Source organism: Actinosynnema sp. NPDC020468 (assembly GCF_040642015.1).
Classification (GTDB): domain Bacteria; phylum Actinomycetota; class Actinomycetes; order Mycobacteriales; family Pseudonocardiaceae; genus Actinosynnema.
On record NZ_JBFAEO010000001.1, the window covers coordinates 420,711 to 437,657 of the forward strand.

20 protein-coding genes are annotated in these 16,947 nt (G+C 65.6%); 11 read left to right on the plus strand and 9 right to left on the minus strand.

Annotated features, from left to right (window positions below; genetic code table 11):
* Positions 1–86: 86 nt before the first annotated feature.
* Positions 87–1,400 carry a site-specific integrase gene (locus AB0G50_RS02080; RefSeq protein WP_360101186.1) on the plus strand — a complete coding sequence of 438 codons (1,314 nt, stop codon included), beginning with the start codon at positions 87–89 and terminating at the stop codon, positions 1,398–1,400.
* Here the strand turns inward: AB0G50_RS02080 and AB0G50_RS02085 are convergent.
* Positions 1,359–2,495 (minus strand): hypothetical protein, encoded by a 1,137-nt coding sequence (locus tag AB0G50_RS02085; protein WP_360101189.1) that lies wholly within the window; start codon positions 2,493–2,495, stop codon positions 1,359–1,361. The genes AB0G50_RS02080 and AB0G50_RS02085 overlap by 42 nt on opposite strands.
* 162 nt (positions 2,496–2,657) lie before the next feature.
* On the opposite strand from AB0G50_RS02085, the gene AB0G50_RS02090 reads away from it, so the two are divergent.
* Both AB0G50_RS02090 and AB0G50_RS02095 read left to right on the plus strand, forming a co-directional pair.
* On the plus strand, positions 2,658–3,050 hold the full coding sequence (locus AB0G50_RS02090) for a hypothetical protein (RefSeq protein ID WP_360101192.1): 393 nt from the start codon (positions 2,658–2,660) through the stop codon (positions 3,048–3,050).
* A gap of 71 nt (positions 3,051–3,121) precedes the next feature.
* Positions 3,122–3,340 carry a transcriptional regulator gene (locus tag AB0G50_RS02095; protein WP_360101195.1) on the plus strand — a complete coding sequence of 73 codons (219 nt, stop codon included), beginning with the start codon at positions 3,122–3,124 and terminating at the stop codon, positions 3,338–3,340.
* A gap of 131 nt (positions 3,341–3,471) precedes the next feature.
* On the opposite strand, the gene AB0G50_RS02100 is transcribed toward AB0G50_RS02095, so the two are convergent.
* The 4 genes from AB0G50_RS02100 to AB0G50_RS02115 form a co-directional block, all read right to left on the minus strand.
* The gene (locus AB0G50_RS02100) at positions 3,472–5,358 is read right to left on the minus strand and encodes a cell division protein FtsK (protein WP_360101198.1); all 1,887 of its coding nucleotides are present in this window, start codon (positions 5,356–5,358) and stop codon (positions 3,472–3,474) included.
* A gap of 92 nt (positions 5,359–5,450) precedes the next feature.
* The gene (locus tag AB0G50_RS02105; RefSeq protein WP_360101201.1) at positions 5,451–5,771 is read right to left on the minus strand and encodes a hypothetical protein; all 321 of its coding nucleotides are present in this window, start codon (positions 5,769–5,771) and stop codon (positions 5,451–5,453) included.
* A complete protein-coding gene (locus AB0G50_RS02110) occupies positions 5,768–6,106 on the minus strand; it encodes a WhiB family transcriptional regulator (protein WP_360101204.1) in 339 nt (112 codons plus the stop codon). The genes AB0G50_RS02105 and AB0G50_RS02110 overlap by 4 nt, the downstream gene beginning before the upstream one ends.
* The gene (locus AB0G50_RS02115; protein WP_360101207.1) at positions 6,100–6,384 is read right to left on the minus strand and encodes a helix-turn-helix domain-containing protein; all 285 of its coding nucleotides are present in this window, start codon (positions 6,382–6,384) and stop codon (positions 6,100–6,102) included. Before AB0G50_RS02115 ends, AB0G50_RS02110 begins: the two co-directional genes overlap by 7 nt.
* Positions 6,385–6,535: 151 nt before the next feature.
* On the opposite strand from AB0G50_RS02115, the gene AB0G50_RS02120 reads away from it, so the two are divergent.
* Positions 6,536–6,910 carry a hypothetical protein gene (locus AB0G50_RS02120; protein ID WP_360101210.1) on the plus strand — a complete coding sequence of 125 codons (375 nt, stop codon included), beginning with the start codon at positions 6,536–6,538 and terminating at the stop codon, positions 6,908–6,910.
* Between the two features lie 231 nt (positions 6,911–7,141).
* Positions 7,142–8,233, plus strand: coding sequence for a tetratricopeptide repeat protein (locus tag AB0G50_RS02125; protein WP_360101213.1), 1,092 nt, complete (start codon positions 7,142–7,144; stop codon positions 8,231–8,233).
* On the opposite strand, the gene AB0G50_RS02130 is transcribed toward AB0G50_RS02125, so the two are convergent.
* A complete protein-coding gene (locus tag AB0G50_RS02130; protein ID WP_360101216.1) occupies positions 8,201–8,773 on the minus strand; it encodes an NUDIX hydrolase in 573 nt (190 codons plus the stop codon). The genes AB0G50_RS02125 and AB0G50_RS02130 overlap by 33 nt on opposite strands.
* 69 nt (positions 8,774–8,842) lie before the next feature.
* Here AB0G50_RS02130 and AB0G50_RS02135 point away from each other — a divergent pair, with 69 nt between their 5' ends.
* On the plus strand, positions 8,843–10,693 hold the full coding sequence (locus tag AB0G50_RS02135; RefSeq protein WP_360101219.1) for an ATP-binding protein: 1,851 nt from the start codon (positions 8,843–8,845) through the stop codon (positions 10,691–10,693).
* A 388-nt stretch (positions 10,694–11,081) separates the two neighbouring features.
* Positions 11,082–11,585 carry an NUDIX domain-containing protein gene (locus tag AB0G50_RS02140; protein WP_360101222.1) on the plus strand — a complete coding sequence of 168 codons (504 nt, stop codon included), beginning with the start codon at positions 11,082–11,084 and terminating at the stop codon, positions 11,583–11,585.
* A 407-nt stretch (positions 11,586–11,992) separates the two neighbouring features.
* Here the strand turns inward: AB0G50_RS02140 and AB0G50_RS02145 are convergent, their stop codons facing one another.
* Positions 11,993–12,331 (minus strand): helix-turn-helix domain-containing protein, encoded by a 339-nt coding sequence (locus AB0G50_RS02145; RefSeq protein WP_360101225.1) that lies wholly within the window; start codon positions 12,329–12,331, stop codon positions 11,993–11,995.
* A gap of 80 nt (positions 12,332–12,411) precedes the next feature.
* Between AB0G50_RS02145 and AB0G50_RS02150 the strand changes: the two genes are divergently transcribed.
* The gene (locus AB0G50_RS02150; protein WP_360101228.1) at positions 12,412–13,263 is read left to right on the plus strand and encodes an NAD(P)-binding domain-containing protein; all 852 of its coding nucleotides are present in this window, start codon (positions 12,412–12,414) and stop codon (positions 13,261–13,263) included.
* A 43-nt stretch (positions 13,264–13,306) separates the two neighbouring features.
* On the opposite strand, the gene AB0G50_RS02155 is transcribed toward AB0G50_RS02150, so the two are convergent.
* Together AB0G50_RS02155 and AB0G50_RS02160 are read right to left on the minus strand one after the other, a co-directional pair.
* Complete coding sequence (locus AB0G50_RS02155; RefSeq protein WP_360101231.1) at positions 13,307–13,501, minus strand: ferredoxin; 195 nt, start codon at positions 13,499–13,501, stop codon at positions 13,307–13,309.
* Complete coding sequence (locus AB0G50_RS02160; RefSeq protein WP_360101234.1) at positions 13,498–14,697, minus strand: cytochrome P450; 1,200 nt, start codon at positions 14,695–14,697, stop codon at positions 13,498–13,500. The genes AB0G50_RS02155 and AB0G50_RS02160 overlap by 4 nt, the downstream gene beginning before the upstream one ends.
* Positions 14,698–14,894: 197 nt before the next feature.
* Here AB0G50_RS02160 and AB0G50_RS02165 point away from each other — a divergent pair, with 197 nt between their 5' ends.
* Genes AB0G50_RS02165 through AB0G50_RS02175 form a run of 3 tightly spaced genes read left to right on the plus strand, consistent with a single transcriptional unit; the run spans position 14,895 to position 16,867 of the window.
* Positions 14,895–15,776 carry an ABC transporter ATP-binding protein gene (locus tag AB0G50_RS02165; RefSeq protein ID WP_360101274.1) on the plus strand — a complete coding sequence of 294 codons (882 nt, stop codon included), beginning with the start codon at positions 14,895–14,897 and terminating at the stop codon, positions 15,774–15,776.
* Positions 15,773–16,624 carry an ABC transporter permease gene (locus AB0G50_RS02170; protein WP_360101237.1) on the plus strand — a complete coding sequence of 284 codons (852 nt, stop codon included), beginning with the start codon at positions 15,773–15,775 and terminating at the stop codon, positions 16,622–16,624. Before AB0G50_RS02165 ends, AB0G50_RS02170 begins: the two co-directional genes overlap by 4 nt.
* The gene (locus AB0G50_RS02175; protein ID WP_360101240.1) at positions 16,625–16,867 is read left to right on the plus strand and encodes a helix-turn-helix transcriptional regulator; all 243 of its coding nucleotides are present in this window, start codon (positions 16,625–16,627) and stop codon (positions 16,865–16,867) included.
* Positions 16,868–16,947: the final 80 nt, after the last annotated feature.

The following is a 16,947-nucleotide window of genomic DNA, read 5'->3' on the forward strand; positions in this document are numbered from 1 at the left end:
ACGCAGGCGAAACTCGCCTTTTCAAGATCGAATGAAGATCAACTGTCCATGTGGCTGTCCATGAACCGTTAAGTCACCATGGGGTCATGACCAGCGAAGACACCTCGGATGGCCGTCGGAAGCGGGGCAGCGTCCGAACTCGTGGCAACTCCCTTCAGGTCCGCGTGTTCGCGGGCAAAGATCCGGTCACCGGCCGCGATGTGTACCTCACCGAGTCGGTGAAAGGCACCGACCGCGCCGCGTACAAGGTTGCCGACAAGACGATGACGCGCCTGTTGGCGCAGGTCGACCAGCAGCGTTCCACGAGCACGACCGTCACGTTCTCGCACGCCATTGACGAGTGGTTGCGCACCGCCGAATTGGAGGACACCACGCGTGACGGCTACGTCGGGTACATCGAGCGCACCATTCGGCCGGTCCTCGGCGGTGCGCAGGTGCGGAAGTTGACCGCGCTGACGCTGGAGAACCTGTACGCCGAATTGCGTCGGTGCCGCGTCCGCTGCGACGGCAAGCCGTTCGTGGAGCACAAGGTGAAGAACAAGCACGACTGCGTCGAGCGGAAGTGCAAGGCGCACAAGTGCCGGCCCATGGCCTCGTCCTCCATCCGGCAGGTGCACGCGATCATCAGCGGCGTGCTGAACGCGGCCGTGCGGTGGGAGTGGATCACCGCGAATCCCGCGAAGGTGGCGCAGAAACCGAAGCAGAAGCCGCCGCAACCCGATCCGCCGTCGCCCGCCGACGCGGCCCGGCTCGCCGAATCGGCGTTCGAACTGGACGAGGACTTCGGCACCCTCGTGTGGCTGGTGATGACCACCGGCGTGCGTCGCGGTGAGGTCTGCGCGTTGCGCTGGTCCCATGTGGACCTTGAGGAAGGCATGGTCGAGATCCGGCGCAGCTACACCCTGCGGCGTGGGGTGGGCAAGGAGAAGGACACCAAGACCCATCAGATTCGTCGGATCGCGTTGGACAACGAAACCCTTGTGCTGCTCATGGAACACCGTCAGCGGTGCCGCGACCGCATGGCGGAACTGGGGGTTGAGCTGACCCGGGACATGTACGTGTTCATGGGCGTGCGGAACGCCGATCCCACGGTTCCGTACTCGCCGCACGCGGTGTCCAGCCGCTACAAGGACATGGCCGAACGCCTCAAGATCGACACCCATATCCACGCGTTGCGCCACTACTCGGCGACCGAACTGCTGACCGCCGGCGTAGACCTCCGCACGGTGGCCGGCCGGCTTGGCCACGGCGGGGGAGGGGCGACGACGTTGCGCGTCTACGCCGCGTGGGTGGCCGCGTCCGATCGCAAAGCCGCCGAGATCCTGGGCGCCCGGATGCCGAAGCGCCGCGCCAAGAGGTCAGCAGGCCAAGGCGTCGAGCCGCCGCCGTTGTCTGGCTGATCCCACCTGGGTGGCGAGCAGTCGCGCGCGTTCCGCGTGCGCCATCGCCTCCTCGTCGTTCCCGTTCCACGACAGCACCTGGGACAGGTCGACCCGCAGCGCGGTTTCCGCACGGGTGAAGGTGGGGTCCAGTTCGTCCAGCACCCTGGACAGCAAGTCCACGGCTTCGACGTCGCCGAGCCTGGCGAGTGCGCTTCCACGCCACCGGTCGAGATGGGTGTGGTCGAAGACCAGGAACGACGTGTCCGACTCGACCGGCATCGTCCGTGCGGCCTCCTCGAACGCCCGTAGGCTCGCCTCCCGTTCTCCTGCCGCCGCCAACGCCTCTCCGTGAGCGGCGGTCAGCCAGGAGGACAACAGCCGTGGAGCGCTGTTTCGCGCTATCCCGCACGCGTACCGCGTGAGTTCGACGGCGGTCGCGGTGTCCTGGACGTCGAGCAACACAACTGCCTGTCCGGCGCACGCGTAGGCGTCGAGGGCCGGCGACTCCGCAACCCTCGCCGCACCGCGCGCCCGGTCGTAGTGCTGCCACGCGTCCACCGGTCGGCCTTGGTCGAGCGACTGCCACCCGGCGAGCGTCGAGGCGTCGACCAGCACCCGGGCGAGTTCGGTCCGCACCGGGTGGTCGACCACGTCGGTGAGCAATCGCCACATGAAGCTGATCTGCCCGCAGAGGTCGTCCGTGAGCGACGTTGCGCCCAAGCGCCGGTCGATGACCCGCGTGAGGTCCAACTTCTGTTGCATGAGGGCAACGGTCTGAAGATCGACCCGACGTCCTGCTGCCAACCGTGCGCGCAATTCCAACCCCTCGTCGGAAGGTGGTTGAAGCTGAGCGATCACCGGCGTGAGCAGCACATCGGCGGGAGTGTCGAAGAGTTCTTCGAGCAGTCGCCTGGTGCCTGCGCGCAACGCACCCAGGGGCTTGCCGTCCTCTCTACGACCCTGGGTCAGGCGATGCACGTGGCGAACGCTCAACGTCGCCGAAATGTGGTGCTCGTGCGCGTACGCGTTGGCGTACTCGCTGAACTCCTCGGCGGTCTGCCCTCGTTCCCTCAGCAGTTCGCCGAACAGGGTCCGGCTGCGGCCATGATCCATCGGTTCACCTCCAGTCGCCGATGTCAGCGCTGACAAGCTTAGGGCCTGAAAGGGCAGCAGTGGGCACTGGCTGGACATTTATTCTCGCTCTATCTCCCGACAAGCTGACTTCAGCGAATTCACCACTCGGTCGAGTGGTGACGATCGATCGGGAGGTACCACATGACGACCGCACTGGCGGACGAGAACGACGGCGGGGACGACGAGGCGAACCCCTACCTGGATGCCCTGCGCGACCCGGAGGTTTACGAGCGCACGGTGCAGGACATGGTCCTGCGCAACGCGCCCGGCCTGTTCGCGATCGTGCAGGACCAGGCGCACGAGCCGAACGCCCACGTGGTGGCGTGGGGGATGTCCTTCCCCGGTCACGTCGAGGTCATCTCGGTGGACGGCCGGTTCCGCGCGAGCCTGGAAACGGTGGATCGCGCCGTCGCGCACTTCGCGGTGGACGAGTGCACGGTGCGGTCGGTGCGCGTCGCGCCGGATCTCGTGGTGCAGGCGATCCTCCGCGACCCGTCAGCCCTGCCGCCCGAGTGGGCACCGCAGGGTTCGTGAGCCCGGGGTGTCGCCGGGACCGTCAGCCCCGGCGACACCCCCGTTCCACCCCCGGCCCAGGGAGGGCGCTCATGCCGCACACGATCAAACTCCGCAGCCTGGCCTTCGTGAAGGCGGCACGGCTCGCCGGATTCGGCTCCGACTACGCGTTGGCCAAAGCGATGGATCTCAACCGTTCCACGGTGATGCGCGTGAAGACCGGCGAGATCCAACCCGGGCCGGCGTTCATCGGCGGCGCGCTGACCGCGCTCGCCCCCATGCAGTTCGATGACCTGTTCATGGTGGACTGAACGGCGTCGACGGGACGGGTGCCGGCACCCGTCCCACCCGTCACAACGAACGTTTCCGCTGCTCATGGCAGGGCCGACCCGTCACACGTCGTGTGACACGTGACGGGTCGGCCCTGCCGCTGTGTGACAGGTCAGCCGTCGACCACTTCACCGTCGATCGCTCGGTGCCGGCGTGCCGCCGCCCTGATCTCGGCTGTCGCGTAGCCGCGCACTTGCCGGAGGCCGTGTGCGGTCGTGATGCGGTCGCGGGTCGGCGGGCACCCGAGTTCCGCCATCCGCACTCCGAACGTCTTCGGCTCGACCTCCAGTGCTTCCGTGAGTTCGGCCGTGGGCACGAACTCGCGTTCGTCCGCGCCCAGGTAGTCCACGACGGACTGAAGCGGCTCGGGTAGGCCAGGCCCGTCGGACCGGGTTCCGATGGCCCGTGCCACGGGCGTGAGATCGCGTCCGACGGCGTGCCCGGTCAACGTGCCTTCGGCTTCCCGGGACGCCCGGCCCCGGTCGCAGACGACCCGCCAGTCCTCGTTGGGCATGTAGTAGGTCCGCACGGTCGTGGCGAGCACCTCGGGTCCGGCGGTGTCCCCGTCCGGCCGCAGGATGCCCACTCCCTTGTGGGAAGCGGACAACCGGCTGCTGTCGTACCCGCGCGTGTTCATCTGGTCGCCCAGCACGATGTTGCTGTCGCGCCAGTCCATGACCCGCAACGCGAACCGCGACCCCATCACCGCGCGCAGGCTCGACGGGATGGTCCTGGAGTCCGGCCGTTGAGTGGCCAACACCAGCACGACCCCGGCCGCAGGCCCCTTCCTGGCGAGCCACGTCAACAGCTCGCCCACGTACTCACCGGCGGTCAGCTTGCGCCCCTGAACCTCCAGGGATGTCCTGTCCTCCAAGGGGATCTGCACTTCGTCCACGACGATCGCGGTCACCGGCATGTCCAACTCGGGGTCTCGGGACATGGTCGGGGTGATCTTCGACTCCGGGCACACGTCGTCGTCCAACTCGCGCATCCGCCCGTACCGCCGTTGGACTTCGCCGATCAGCTCCACCAGCCAGTCCACGAGAACCAGGACGTGACCTGGCTCGTCACCGGACATGAACCGGTGCGCCACCCGTGCCGCGGCGTGCCAGTCCTTGCCCGCCTTGAAGTCCGCGACGTACAGCCGCGTGAACGGATCGAGGATCAAGCCCGTGACCGCCAACCGTGCAGCGAAAGTCTTGCCCTGCCTGGGAATCGCGCCCACGAGCAACGACGTCCACACCAGCGGCAGCTCCACGGCCCGCCCCCGCGCGTCCCGCCCGAACGGCACCGGCCGCCACGCGTCCCACCGCTCGGCGTCCACCAGCGGAGTCCGGTGTGGCGGCGAGTCATACGGGTCCACGTCCGCAACCCACAGCGCCACCCTGCCCGCGTGGCCTCCGTTGCCACGAACACGTTCCACGGCGAGCTGAACCTCGTCCACCGCGAGCGCCGACGCCAACGCGTCCCGGTTCCGCACCACGTCCACCGCCTTGCGCGTGGCGGGTAGATCGAGCGTGACCGCCCACCCGTCTCCGTGCCGCGCCGTGCGTTCGACCAACCGGAGCGACTCGTCCTTGCCGATGAGCTTCGCGTCCCGGAACGCCTCCACGAGCACGCCCGGGTCCATCGTCCACGTCAACGCACGCGGCCCGGAGAGCACCGGTTTACGTCCCGGTGCGCCGTCCTTCCTCCTCCCCAGCACGGCCAAGACCACCGACAGCGCAGCGCCTGCCGCCCAGAGGACCACCGGTCCGTAGAAGAGGTGTCCCACCGCGACCACCACCGAGGCGACCGTCAGAACGGAGCCGGTGACCTTCCACCGGAACAAGGCCAGCGCCCGGATGTCCCCGAACTTGTCGGCCAACTTCTCCGACGCCTCCGCGGCTCGCCGGTAGTCCGCGACCCGAACCCACGCCCGCCACCACCGCCACGTCACCACAAGTCCGCGGACCACCGCCCGCAGGAACCGCGGAGGCAGCCTCAACCCGGCCGCCATGAGCCCACGCGCAGCCAGAGCCGTGACCCGCCGCCACCACGCCGGGCGGGCGGGTGGCCGCCCGAAGGCGACCACCCCTTTCCCGTTCCGACTCATCGCCGACCGTCCCGCCGGTCGTGCGTGGCGACCGTGAGCGCCCTGGTGAGGGTGTAGGCGGCGAAGAGCGCCGGCAGCCCCAACACCACCCACACCAACGTGGTGTTCCGCCCGTGGGTGATCACCAGCCACTGAACACCCACGATCGCACCCGCCGTGACCACTACCCGCCCCGCGAGCGACAGCAACCGCGCACCACCCCGTGCCGCGTCAGCCGCCCTGCGAGACCGTCGACCACCGGCCCGCCACGCGAGCACCAGGACCACGAACCCGCCGAACCCGGCAAGAACCTGGGTGGCCGTCAGTTCCACGCTCATGACGACTCCCCACCTTCCCGCCGTACGAGCCAGACCCGGTACAGCGCACGCCGGTCGTCCTCAGCCAGGCCACCCCACACGCCGACCGTGTCGGCCCCACCCGTCCGCAACTCCAACTCCAGGCAAGCCGCCCGCACCGTGCACCCCGCGCACACCCGCGCCGCCAGCTCCTGTTCGCTCAACTCCTCCCCGTCCCCAATCGGCTTGTCCTCGGCCACGAGCCACATGCACCGCCCGTCCCGCGTGACGATCTCCAACAGCACGTCGTCGGGAACCTGGGCGTACCGGTCGAGGTCGGCCGCGACGATCTCGTAGTAGTCCTCCGGGTTCACCACGGCGCACCCCCGGCCAACCGCCGTACCTCGCGAGCGTTGCGCCGATCCGCAGCGAGCCGCGCGACGTCCACGACCTCACCCGACGCAGCGGCTTGTTCGGCCAGCTCTTCGACCGCCCGAGCCGGCACGACGTACCGGGTCCGAAGCCGGACAGCGGGAAACGCGTTCTCCCGAATCGCCCGGTAGACGGTCGCCGCGTCGACCCGCAGGATTCGCGCGGCCTCGGCGACTGTGTAGAACAACGGCGAGCTGCCACCCGCCCCACTTGCAGCACTCATTGGTCACACCTCCGGAAGACTGATTTCACCGCTCCGAAGCGCTGACATAGGCGTTGATAATGGCTCAATAGCCGCTGATGTCAGTCTTTGCTCCACTCGCGGCCTGATCTGCGCGCTAACGTCGGCGCTGAGGCGGAGCACGGAGGCGTACGTGGCAGAGGATTGGTCGGCCGTCGCGGAGGCGGTCAACGCCCGTGCGGCCGAACTGGCGCTGAAGCAGCGGGAACTGGCGGAGAAGTCGGGAGTCTCGCTCGCAATCGTCCGCGAGATCCAACAGGCCCGAATCCAGCGCCGCCGCAACCCGCGCACGCTCGAAGCCCTGTCGATCGCCCTCGACTGGCACCCTCAGCACCTGACAGCGGTACTCACCGGCAAAACCCCGCCGGAATCGGCAGAGAACACGGTCCCCACCGAAAACCCGATAATCCCGCTGCTCAACACCATCATCCGCGAGATTCGCGGACTGCGTGCCCAACTCGGCACGCTCACCAACAAACTCGATGACGACCAGCGAAGAAAGAACTAGTCCGCGGTAGTCGTCATCCGGTCTCCGTGTCGCTTCCATGCGAACAGCAGACCGCGCAGCAAGGGGTGGAAGTAATTGGCAGGACCTAACCCGACGGCTGTTAAGTCGAGTTAGCCACGCAGGTCACGACCCTAGGGGACAGGGGACGACGTGCCAGCGCAAAGCCGGGGAAGCACACCACCGACCCGACTCCAGGCGATCCGCAGGGAGTCAGGCCGCACGCAGGCCCAAGTGATCCACTTCATCACAACCAGGGCCAGAGCGCTAGGCATGACGGTAGCCGGCGAGTCGGCCCTACCGGTCATGCTTTCCCGCTGGGAGAACGGCCGGGTAGAGGTGACGGACCCAGGCTACCGCCGCCTCTTTCGAGAGTTCTACGGCCGAACAAACGAGGAACTGGGCTTCCCACCGGAACCCCAAAACGAGTCGGCAGAAGAACTCCGCGACCGCCTGACCGTCGCCCGCAGCATCGACTCCGAAACCCTCGACCTGTTCCAACGCCAGGTCAACGACCTACGAGCCTCCGACCAACACTTCGGCGCCATCGTGGTCCTAGACCAACTAAACAACCTGGTCCGCCAAATGGAGAGCGTCCGAGCCTTCAGCGTCCGCCCCCAACACCGCGAACGCCTGGCAGCGATCCTCACCGACGCCCGAACCCTCGCAGGCTGGACCGCCCTGGACCGTGGCTCGCAACTCCAGGCCTGGCAATACCACGAGGACGCCAAAGTCTCCGCACGAGAAGCGGACTCGCCTTACCTCCTCGCGCACGCCGTAGCCCAACAGGCCGTGATCCTCCTCGACATAGGCGAACCAGCCGCAGCAGTCGAACTCATCGAATACGCGCGCCACATAGCAGAAAACCGAGCCCCATCACTCCTACGAAGCTGGCTTGCAGCAGCACACGGCGAAGGCTTGGCCGCCACAGGGAACCGGAGCGCTTCTTTGCGCACCTTTGACGAGGCTCGGCTTCTCCTCCCATCACACCCGATTGACCCCGAGCTACCCTTCTTGCTCATGAACGATGGTCATCTGGCCCGTTGGAGGGGAAGTGCTCTTCTGCGACTAGAAAGCCATGACACAATCAAAAACTTGACAGCAGCGGCACACGAACTGGACTCATCGCCACGCGGTGCCATTCGTGGCCAACTAAGCATGTACGTTGACTTGGCTTTTGCCTACGCGGCGGCGGGTAGCAGGACGGAAGCGCTCGACTATGTGCGCAAAGCAAAGCAACTGGCCTCACGTATCGGGTCCGATCGTCAACAGCGGCGTCTCGCCAAATTCGAGCTAGCTGACCCCGAAGTTCCCCGTGTCATGTGAGGCTAGGTAGAAAAGAATCGGCACGATGGCCCCGGCTCCGAGAACTTTTCCGTGCTTTATAAGGTCAAGCATTTGGCCAACCGGAATCCATTCTATCCTCGCTGCTTCTTCCTTGTCTGTTGGCTCGCCGATCTTCTCGGCCTGGTGCCACACGTAAGTATGTATGGGTGCGTCTATCATCCCAGGCAGCGGTTGAAAAGTTGCAATATTTTCGGGTTCTCCGATAGGGCGCCAACCGGTTTCTTCAATGGCTTCCCGCTCTGCGGTATAGGCAGGGTCTTCACCGTCCTCGACAAGGCCGCCGATCAATTCGTATCCCCACTGGTCAACGGCGAATCGATGTCGCCAAAGCGTTAGGACTTCATCATTTTCGTTCAAGATCAATGCGATTGCGACATGGTGAAGCTTGACTGTGTGATGTTCAAACCTTGCGCCATCGGGCGAAGTTACATCTGCCAATCGAACTGTAATCCACGGACTGTCGTAAACTACACGTTCTCCGTGACGTTGCCAACTAAGTTCATCGGGGTTTCGTGTCACGGGTAGTATTCTACGCGTTCCATGGCATTAGTGCCAGATTGAATCATAGTCGATCAATCGGGTGTCAGCTTGCTGGAAGATCCAAGCCGCTGCTATGATTCTCGGATGTCGAATAAAGATGAACTTTTGTTCATTGGCGAAACCGAGTCCCCGTTTCAGTTGACAGAACTCGGCCTGATGGGGCAGACGTTGCAGGTCTCCGGTGCGGGCGTCACCGCTATTGTCGGTGGAAATAATGTAGGAAAGTCATCGCTGCTATCGCAGCTTGACCAGTGGCTGCACAAGGGGCCCGGTCACATCTCTATGAACTCGCAAGTTTCAATTTTGTCTGGCCTGAAAACGTGGGTTACAGAGGACATGGAGCTGTTCTTTCGTTGGATTAAAAGGACGTCACTAGAGACTGATTCGTCACATCTTGGTATGGGTGTTCGGTACTTCAGGAATGGGTCTCCCGGCATCGACGATGTAAATATTCGCCAGGTGCATGAGCGTGCAAAAACTGGTGATTTGGGAGACTTTTATCCGCATTTTGTCTTTTATGAAAGCGCAACGAATCGCTCGAACCTCAACTTCACTATAGGTAAAAGGGAGCGTCCGGATAGCCCGCCCTCGCACCCGCTGCATTACCTTGAAGACGACCCGAAGCTGCGGGACGAAGTGTGCCTACTATTTTTCGATGTGTTTAATCAGAATTTGACTCTGGACAATGTGGGAAACGCTGTAACTCTGCGCGTTGGGGTGGAGCCAGTCGGGTTACGGGAACTTCGTATTGTAGATGAAAACCTTATCCGTGTTCGAAAGGAACTCGATCGACTCCCGCTGCTAGAGGTGCAGGGGGACGGAATGAAGTCCTTTATGTGGCTTGTTCTGGCAATCGTGACATCCGTCTATTCGGTGATCATCCTTGATGAACCCGAAGTATTCTTGCATCCCCCTCAGGCTGTAAAGTTCGGCCGCATTCTGGGTGATCTGTCTCGTAAGAGAAACGTTCAGATAGTTGTGGCCACTCATGATCGAAATATTCTTATCGGTTTACTTCAAAGTGAATGCCCTCTATCGATTGCGCGGCTCACTAGGGTAGGTGACGTAAACTCGGTCGACCAGTTGAATCCCGTGGCTATATCGGAAATCTGGCGAGATCCAGTGTTGCGCTATAGCAATATTCTAGATGGCTTGTTTCATAATCTTGTAGTCGTTGCCGAGGGGAGCCGAGACTGTACGTTCTACGCGGCAGCTATTGATCACGCACACGACCAATCCCAACTTGAGATAGCCCCTAGCGAGATTCTTTTCGTTCCCTCTAACGGAAAGACAGGTATTCGATCGGTCGCGGATGCTCTTGCCAAAATTAAGGTTCCGGTTGTAGCATCTGTGGATTTTGATATTTTCAACGACGAGACTGTACTGTCGAGCCTTGTTGAGTCCCTTAAGGGGGACTGGTCCATTATTCGGGAAGATTTCAAGCACTGCCACAAGGTTCTTAATCAGCCGCGAGAAGGCGTTCTGGTATCTGATGTAGTCGAGTCGGTTTTGGATCTCTTGAATAAAGTTCTCGACGAAAACGGTGAGCGTCGATGGGATTCTGAGATGAAGAGAAAGTTTCGTGCACTCACCCGTGGGGGGGAAAGTGCGTGGGATCGACTCAAGAAGTCTGGGGTTTTTGCACTCCCGAAGGAGGTGGAAACCCGTTTCCTTGGAATGATGGAAACGCTTGAGGGTATGGGGCTGGTGGCTGTGCGAACTGGTGAACTGGAGTCATTTGGTCTTGGTTACGGAATTCCCGAAGGGAAAGGCTTGGCCTGGATTCGGTCTGCCCTAGAGGCCGATGCACATAAGAGTGCTGCGGCGACGGAACATGTCCGCCGATGCGTTCGTGCTGGCGTTACACTTGCAGCACGTCAGGCCGATACGCAAGGGTGACCGTGGTTGCTGGCCTCGTAGCGGCGGCATCTTGATCGACTGTCCATGGTTCTGTCCATGAACATGAGCCTCCAAGGCTGTTCGGCGAGTGCAATCACGACCTGCTGCATCCCGAAGCCGCTGGTGAGCGCTATCTGCAACGTGACTTTGGACACTCATAATCCGTCAGGTCGTGGGTTCGAGCCCCACCCGCCCTACGCTGAGCAGCGGGAACGCTGCTCGACAGAGCGTCTTCAGGCCCCGGGTCGCTGTGCGGTCGCGGTTTCGGTGCGACACCGGCGGCCTCCGGACGGAAGCGCCGACCGCCGGCACGGCCGCGGGAGTGGTTCGTGGATATGGTGCGCGCGTGGGCGAGGACGGGCGTTGGCGGGTTCATGGCGAGCGATTGGTGTACGACAACCGGTGGGTCAAGGTCGCGCTCGCCGACGTCGAGGCGCCGAACGGCCGAAGGTGGGAGTACCACGTCGTCCACCTCGCGAGGATCGCCATCGCGTTGATCGTCAACGATCGGGAGGAAGCGCTCATGCTGTGGCGCCACCGCTTCCCGATCGACCGGTGGGGTTACGAACTGCTCGGCGGCCTGGTCGAGGACGGCGAAGAGGGTGCTGCCGCCGCGGCTCGGGAGGCTGCCGAGGAGAGCGGGTGGCGGCCGGTCGGCGAACCTGAGCACCTGATCGGGTTCGAGCCGTTGCCGGGACAGATCACCGCGCCGGTCGACATCTACCTGTGGCGGGAAGCCGAGCACGTCGGCGAGCCGACCGATACCGAGGAGGTCGGGCGCGTCGAGTGGGTCCCGCTCGGCCGGGTTCCGGAATTGGCGCGGCGGCAGGAGCTCCTCGGGTCCGGCACGGTGGTGGCGTTGACCTACTACCTCGCGTCACGAGCGGGTTGAGCCCGAGCCGCCGCGGTCGCTGTCCGGTGACCGGGTCGGGCATTTGTGGAATGGGCGTGCCGGAAGGGCCGGGGTGTCGGAAACCCGGCCCTTCCGGAATTCCTCGGATCAGATCGGGAGGGAGCCGAGGAGGGTGTTCAGCAGGTTGGTGATCAAGCCCAGGATGGTGTCGAGCAGGCCCATTTCGCACCTCCGGTTTCGGTGAACTGCTTGCGTTGTCCAGGATCGTCCGGAAGGGCGAATCGGAAAAGAGAAATTTCTTCAGTTGGGCCAAAAGGAATGACGAATCACCTAACTGCCCGAACGTTTCTGCTGGTAGTGGCCATGTCCACTGTGCTGTGTGGGTGTACGAAACACGACCGAGTGAACGCAAAGTGCTAAACTCGGTGGACACCTTGCAATCGTGTTCACATTTGACGTGCGGATTCGATTGCGGATCGGTTCAGCCTGCCCCACACGCCCAGCGGTGCCAAGGCCCGGTTGAGGGACGCTCCCGTTTCGGTCAGTGAGTACTCGACCCGCGGCACCGCCTCCGGCCACGTGTCCCGACGCACGACGTGGTCCGCCTCCAGGTCGCGCAGCTGCTGCGTCAGCACCTTCTCGCTCACCCCCGGCAGCATTCTGCGCAATTCACCGAAGCGCTTCCCGCCGTCCTGCAACGCCCACAGGATCAACACCTTCCACTTGCCCTCGATCACGTCCATCGCCGCGTCCACGCCGCAGTGGAACGGAGTTCTCGCCCGCATGCCGGCCCCCCGTCTCGACAAACCGGTTACCTTTTTGTGCGTACTTGATCAGCCTAACCGCGCCGACCAACGATGGTGCGGTGACCAACGAACACCCCGTGACCGTCCTCGGCCTCGGCCGGATGGGCGCCGCGCTCGCCGCCGCGTTCGTCCGCGCCGGGCACCCCACCACCACCTGGACCCGGTCGGGCGCGGTCGGGCCGGAGGGCACCACCCGTGCCCCCTCGGTCGCCGACGCGCTCGCGGCCGGGCCGCTCGTCGTCGTGTGCGTCCTGGACCACGCGGCCGTGCTCGACGTGCTGACCGGCCACGACCTGCGCGGACGGACCGTGCTCGACCTGACCACCACCACACCCGAGCAGGCCCGGGACACCGCGGCACTGGTCCGCGGGCAGGGCGGGACGCACCTCGACGGCGGGATCATGAACCCGCCGTCGGTGGTCGGATCGGCCGACGCCCTCGTGTTCTACAGCGGGCCCGCCGAGAGTTTCGCCGACCACGCCGCCACGTTGCGCGCACTCGGTCGCGCCGAACACCTCGGCGCCGACCCGGGATTCGCCTCACTGCACGACACGGCGCTGCTCGGAATGATGTACTCGACCCTGATCGGTTTCTTCCACGCCGCGGCACTGGTGGGCCACGAAGGCGTCCGCGCCCGCGAATTCCTGCCGATGGCCGCGAATTGGCTCACCGCCGTCGCGTCGTTCCTCCCGGGCCTGGCCGAGCAGATCGACACCGGCGTCTACGCCGGCGGCGAGGCCACCATCGCCATGCAGGCGCACGCCGCCGGGCACCTGGTGGACGTCGGCCGGTCGCGCGGTCTGGACGGCACGCTGCTGGAGCACGTCCGCGACCTGCTGGTGCGCGCGGTCGAGCAGGGCCGCGGCGACCAGGAGATCGGCGCTCTGGTCGAACTGGTCCGCAACCCCTGACGGGACGAGGGGCGCCGCCACGACGGCCGGCGCCCCTCCCCGGTCACTCCACCACGCGGATCGCGCCGGCGGGGCACAGGTGTGCCGCCTCCCGCGCGGACCGGTGGTGCTCCTCGGAGGGCGAGGGCGTGAGCAGCACGACGGTGCCGTCCACCTCGTCCTGGTCGAACACGTCGGAATCGGTCAGCGCGCACATGCCCGCACCGGCGCACCGGTCCGGGTCGACCTCGATCCTCATGAGAACGCCACCGGCAGGCTGTGCACGCCGTAGATGGACATGTCCGTGCGCATGGGCACCTCCTCCGCGGGCACCGCGAGCTCCAGGTCCGGGAACTCGCGGAACAACCCGCCGAAGCCCGCCCTCATCTCGATGCGGGCGAGCTGTTGACCGAGGCACTGGTGGATACCGTGCCCGAACCCCACGTGCCCGCTCGCCGGACGGTGCACGTCCAGCTCGTCGGGCCGCTCGAACCGGTGCGGGTCGCGGTTGGCCGCGGGGGTGGAGATGATCACCGAGTCGCCGGCCCGGACGACCTGCCCGGCCAACTCCACGTCCTCCAGCGCCGTCCGCGACGTGCCGAACTGGATGATCGTCAGGAACCGCATCAGCTCCTCGACGGCGTTGTCCACCAACGACGGGTCCGCCTTGACCGCCGCCAACTGGTCGGGGTTGCGCAACAGCGTGAAGGTGCCGATCGCGAGCATGTTCGCGGTGGTCTCGTGCCCCGCCACGAGCAGCAGCACGCCCATGTTCGCCACCTCCTCGTCGGTCAGCTCGCCCGACTCCAGCAGCCCGGACAGCATGTCGTCGCCCGGCGAGACCCGCTTGCGCCGCACCAGGTCCGCGACGAACTCCTCGATCCTGGCGAACGCCGCCATGATCTCGTCGAACGTCCGGTCGAGGCGCAGCATCCGGTCGGTGTTCTGCTGGAACTCCGCCCGGTCCTCGTAGGGCACCCCCAGGATCTCGCAGATCACCAGCGACGGGACCGGCCGCGCGAACGTCGGTACCAGGTCGACCGGCGACCCGTGCTCGCGCATCGCGACCAGGTGGTCCGCCACGATCCGCTCGATCCGCGGCCGCAGCAGGTTCATCCGCCGGACGGTGAACTGCCCGGTGAGCAGCCGGCGGTACTTCGTGTGGTCCGGCGGGTCCATGGAGATGAACATGCCGGGTTTCGCGGGCGGCTGCGGCGGCACGACCTGGCCGCCGATCTCGAACGGGAACCGCTGTAATTCGGCCCGGTTGCTGAACCTGTTGTCCGCCAACACCTCCCGCGTCAACTCGTAGCTCGTGACGAGCCAGCCGAGGTGCCCGTCGGCGTACTCCAGCCTGGCCAACGGCTCCTGCTCGCGGATCCGGCCCAGCTCGGGCGGGGGATCCAGTGGCGTGCTGCGCGTCGTGGGCAGCGTCGTTCGCAGTGTTCCGGTCATTGCGCACACCTCCCAGTGCGTTCAGGGACCTGCTTTGCAAGCTACGGAACTTTCATGAACTTGTGAAGTAAATATGCCGTCAGGGGAACGCTCCATCATTTGGCTCGTACGGTCGATAGTAGATGTGCTACAAAGCAGCCTACAGTCACGACTAGGGGGAGGTGGTGCGCGTGATCATCGACGTGCGCGATCTGCGGATGGCCTACGGCGCCGTGGACGTGCTGCACGGGGTGGACTTCGTCGCCGAACGAGGGGAGGTGGTGGCGCTGCTCGGGCCCAACGGCGCGGGCAAGACCACCACGATCGAAATCCTGGAGGGCTTCCGCACGCCCTCCGCGGGCCACGTGCGGGTGCTGGGCGAGGACCCCGAGAAGGGCGACGAGGCGTGGCGGGCCAAGCTCGGCGTGGTGCTCCAGTCCTGGCGCGACCACGGTCGCTGGCGGGTCCGCGAACTGCTGGACCACCTCGGCAGCTACTACGCGCCCTACGGCACGCCGAGCCGGCCGCGCCCGTTCGACACCGACGAACTGCTCGAGACGGTGGGCCTCACCGAGCACGCGCTCAAGAAGGTCGGCAAGCTCTCCGGCGGGCAGCGCCGCCGGCTGGACGTCGCGATCGGCATCGTCGGCAAGCCCGAACTGCTGTTCCTGGACGAGCCGACGGCCGGGTTCGACCCGCACGCCCGGCGCGACTTCCACGACCTGGTGCACCGGCTGGCCGACCTGGAGGGCATGACGATCCTGCTGACCACCCACGACCTGGCCGAGGCGGAGAAGCTGTCCGACCGGATCCTGGTGCTCGCGGGCGGGCGGATCATCGCCGACGGCAGTCCCGACCTGCTGTCCCGCCAGGTCGAGGGCAAGGCCGAGGTGCGCTGGACCCAGGACGGCACCCGGCACGTGCACGCCACCGAGGACGCGACCGCGTTCGTCCGGGACCTGCTGGGCAGGCACGCCACCGGCGTCTCCGAGCTGGAGGTGCGCCGCAGTTCGCTGGAGGACACCTACATGGCGCTCGTGCAGCGCTTCGAGAGCAAGCAGGCGCACCCCGAGCGGGAGCAGGAGGTCGTGACGCTGTGAACACCACGACGAACGCGGTCCGGTTGGGCCTGCGGCGCGGCCTGCGCGAGTACCGGCACGCCCTGACCAGCTACGACCAGTTCTTCAACCTCTTCACCTCGGTCGGCTTCCTGGTCGTGCTGCTGTTCCAGCGGTCCAGCTCGCTCGCGGGCACGTCGCTGTCGCTGGCCGCCGCCACGCTGCCGAGCATGATCGGCATGATGGTCGCCTTCGGCGGCCTGGTCGGCCCGGCGGGTCAGCTGTCGGTCAACCGCGAGGACGGCACCCTGCTGCGCGCCAAGGCCGTGCCGCACGGCATGCTCGGCTACCTCGTCGGCCGCATCACGCAGACCTCGCTGGACACGGTGACCGCGCTGCTGATCATCCTGGTGCCGGGCGCGTTCCTGGTCGAGGGGCTGTCCGGCGCGGGTGTCGGCGGGTGGCTGCTGCTGGTCCTCACGATCGTGGTCGGCCTGCTGGCCACGCTGCCGTGGGGCGCGGTGGCGGGTTCGCTCGCGAAGTCGCCGCAGGGCGCCATGGGCTACACGATGCTGCCGATCATGCCGGTGGTGGCGATCTCGGGCATCTTCTACCCGATCACCGCGCTGCCCGGCTGGGTCCAGGGCATCGCCCAGCTGTTCCCGGTGTACTGGATGGGGTTGGGCACCCGGTCCGCGCTGCTGCCCGACTCGGCCGTCACCGCGGAGCTGTACGGCTCGTGGCGGCACTGGGAGACGTTCGGCGTGCTCGGGTTGTGGGCCGTCGTAGGGTTCGTGGTCGCACCCGGCATCCTGCGCCGGATGGCCCGCCGGGAGTCCGGGTCGGACATGGAGCACCGTCGTCAGGCGGCGATGCAGAGGGGCGTCTGAGTGAGCGACACCGTCTACAACCGGATCGCGATGCTGCGCGCGGAGCGCGGCGTCTCGCGCCGCGAGCTGTCCGAGGCGCTGGGTATCCACTACCAGACCGTCGGCTACCTGGAGCGGGGTGAGTACAGCCCCAGCCTGCACCTCGCGCTGCGCATCGCGCGCTACTTCGAGGTGTCGGTGGAGGTCGTGTTCTCGACCGACCCGTTCCCCCGGCTCGGCAGCGGCGAGCGGTCCGCGTCGTAGTGCGGTGGCGGGGGGCCCCCCGGGGGGGGGCCCCCCCCCCCCCCAACCCCCCCGCGAACAAACCAACCCCACCCGACACA

What these genes read in the sequence shown, in the direction of transcription:
- AB0G50_RS02080 (WP_360101186.1), top strand. Translation starts at nt 87, where the DNA reads ATGACCAGCGAAGACACCTCGGATGGCCGTCGGAAGCGGGGCAGCGTC.
- AB0G50_RS02085 (WP_360101189.1), bottom strand. Translation starts at nt 2,495, where the DNA reads ATGGATCATGGCCGCAGCCGGACCCTGTTCGGCGAACTGCTGAGGGAA.
- AB0G50_RS02090 (WP_360101192.1), top strand. Translation starts at nt 2,658, where the DNA reads ATGACGACCGCACTGGCGGACGAGAACGACGGCGGGGACGACGAGGCG.
- AB0G50_RS02095 (WP_360101195.1), top strand. Translation starts at nt 3,122, where the DNA reads ATGCCGCACACGATCAAACTCCGCAGCCTGGCCTTCGTGAAGGCGGCA.
- AB0G50_RS02100 (WP_360101198.1), bottom strand. Translation starts at nt 5,358, where the DNA reads ATGGCGGCCGGGTTGAGGCTGCCTCCGCGGTTCCTGCGGGCGGTGGTC.
- AB0G50_RS02105 (WP_360101201.1), bottom strand. Translation starts at nt 5,771, where the DNA reads ATGAGCGTGGAACTGACGGCCACCCAGGTTCTTGCCGGGTTCGGCGGG.
- AB0G50_RS02115 (WP_360101207.1), bottom strand. Translation starts at nt 6,384, where the DNA reads ATGAGTGCTGCAAGTGGGGCGGGTGGCAGCTCGCCGTTGTTCTACACA.
- AB0G50_RS02145 (WP_360101225.1), bottom strand. Translation starts at nt 12,331, where the DNA reads ATGCGGGCGAGAACTCCGTTCCACTGCGGCGTGGACGCGGCGATGGAC.
- AB0G50_RS02155 (WP_360101231.1), bottom strand. Translation starts at nt 13,501, where the DNA reads ATGAGGATCGAGGTCGACCCGGACCGGTGCGCCGGTGCGGGCATGTGC.
- AB0G50_RS02160 (WP_360101234.1), bottom strand. Translation starts at nt 14,697, where the DNA reads ATGACCGGAACACTGCGAACGACGCTGCCCACGACGCGCAGCACGCCA.
- AB0G50_RS02165 (WP_360101274.1), top strand. Translation starts at nt 14,895, where the DNA reads ATGGCCTACGGCGCCGTGGACGTGCTGCACGGGGTGGACTTCGTCGCC.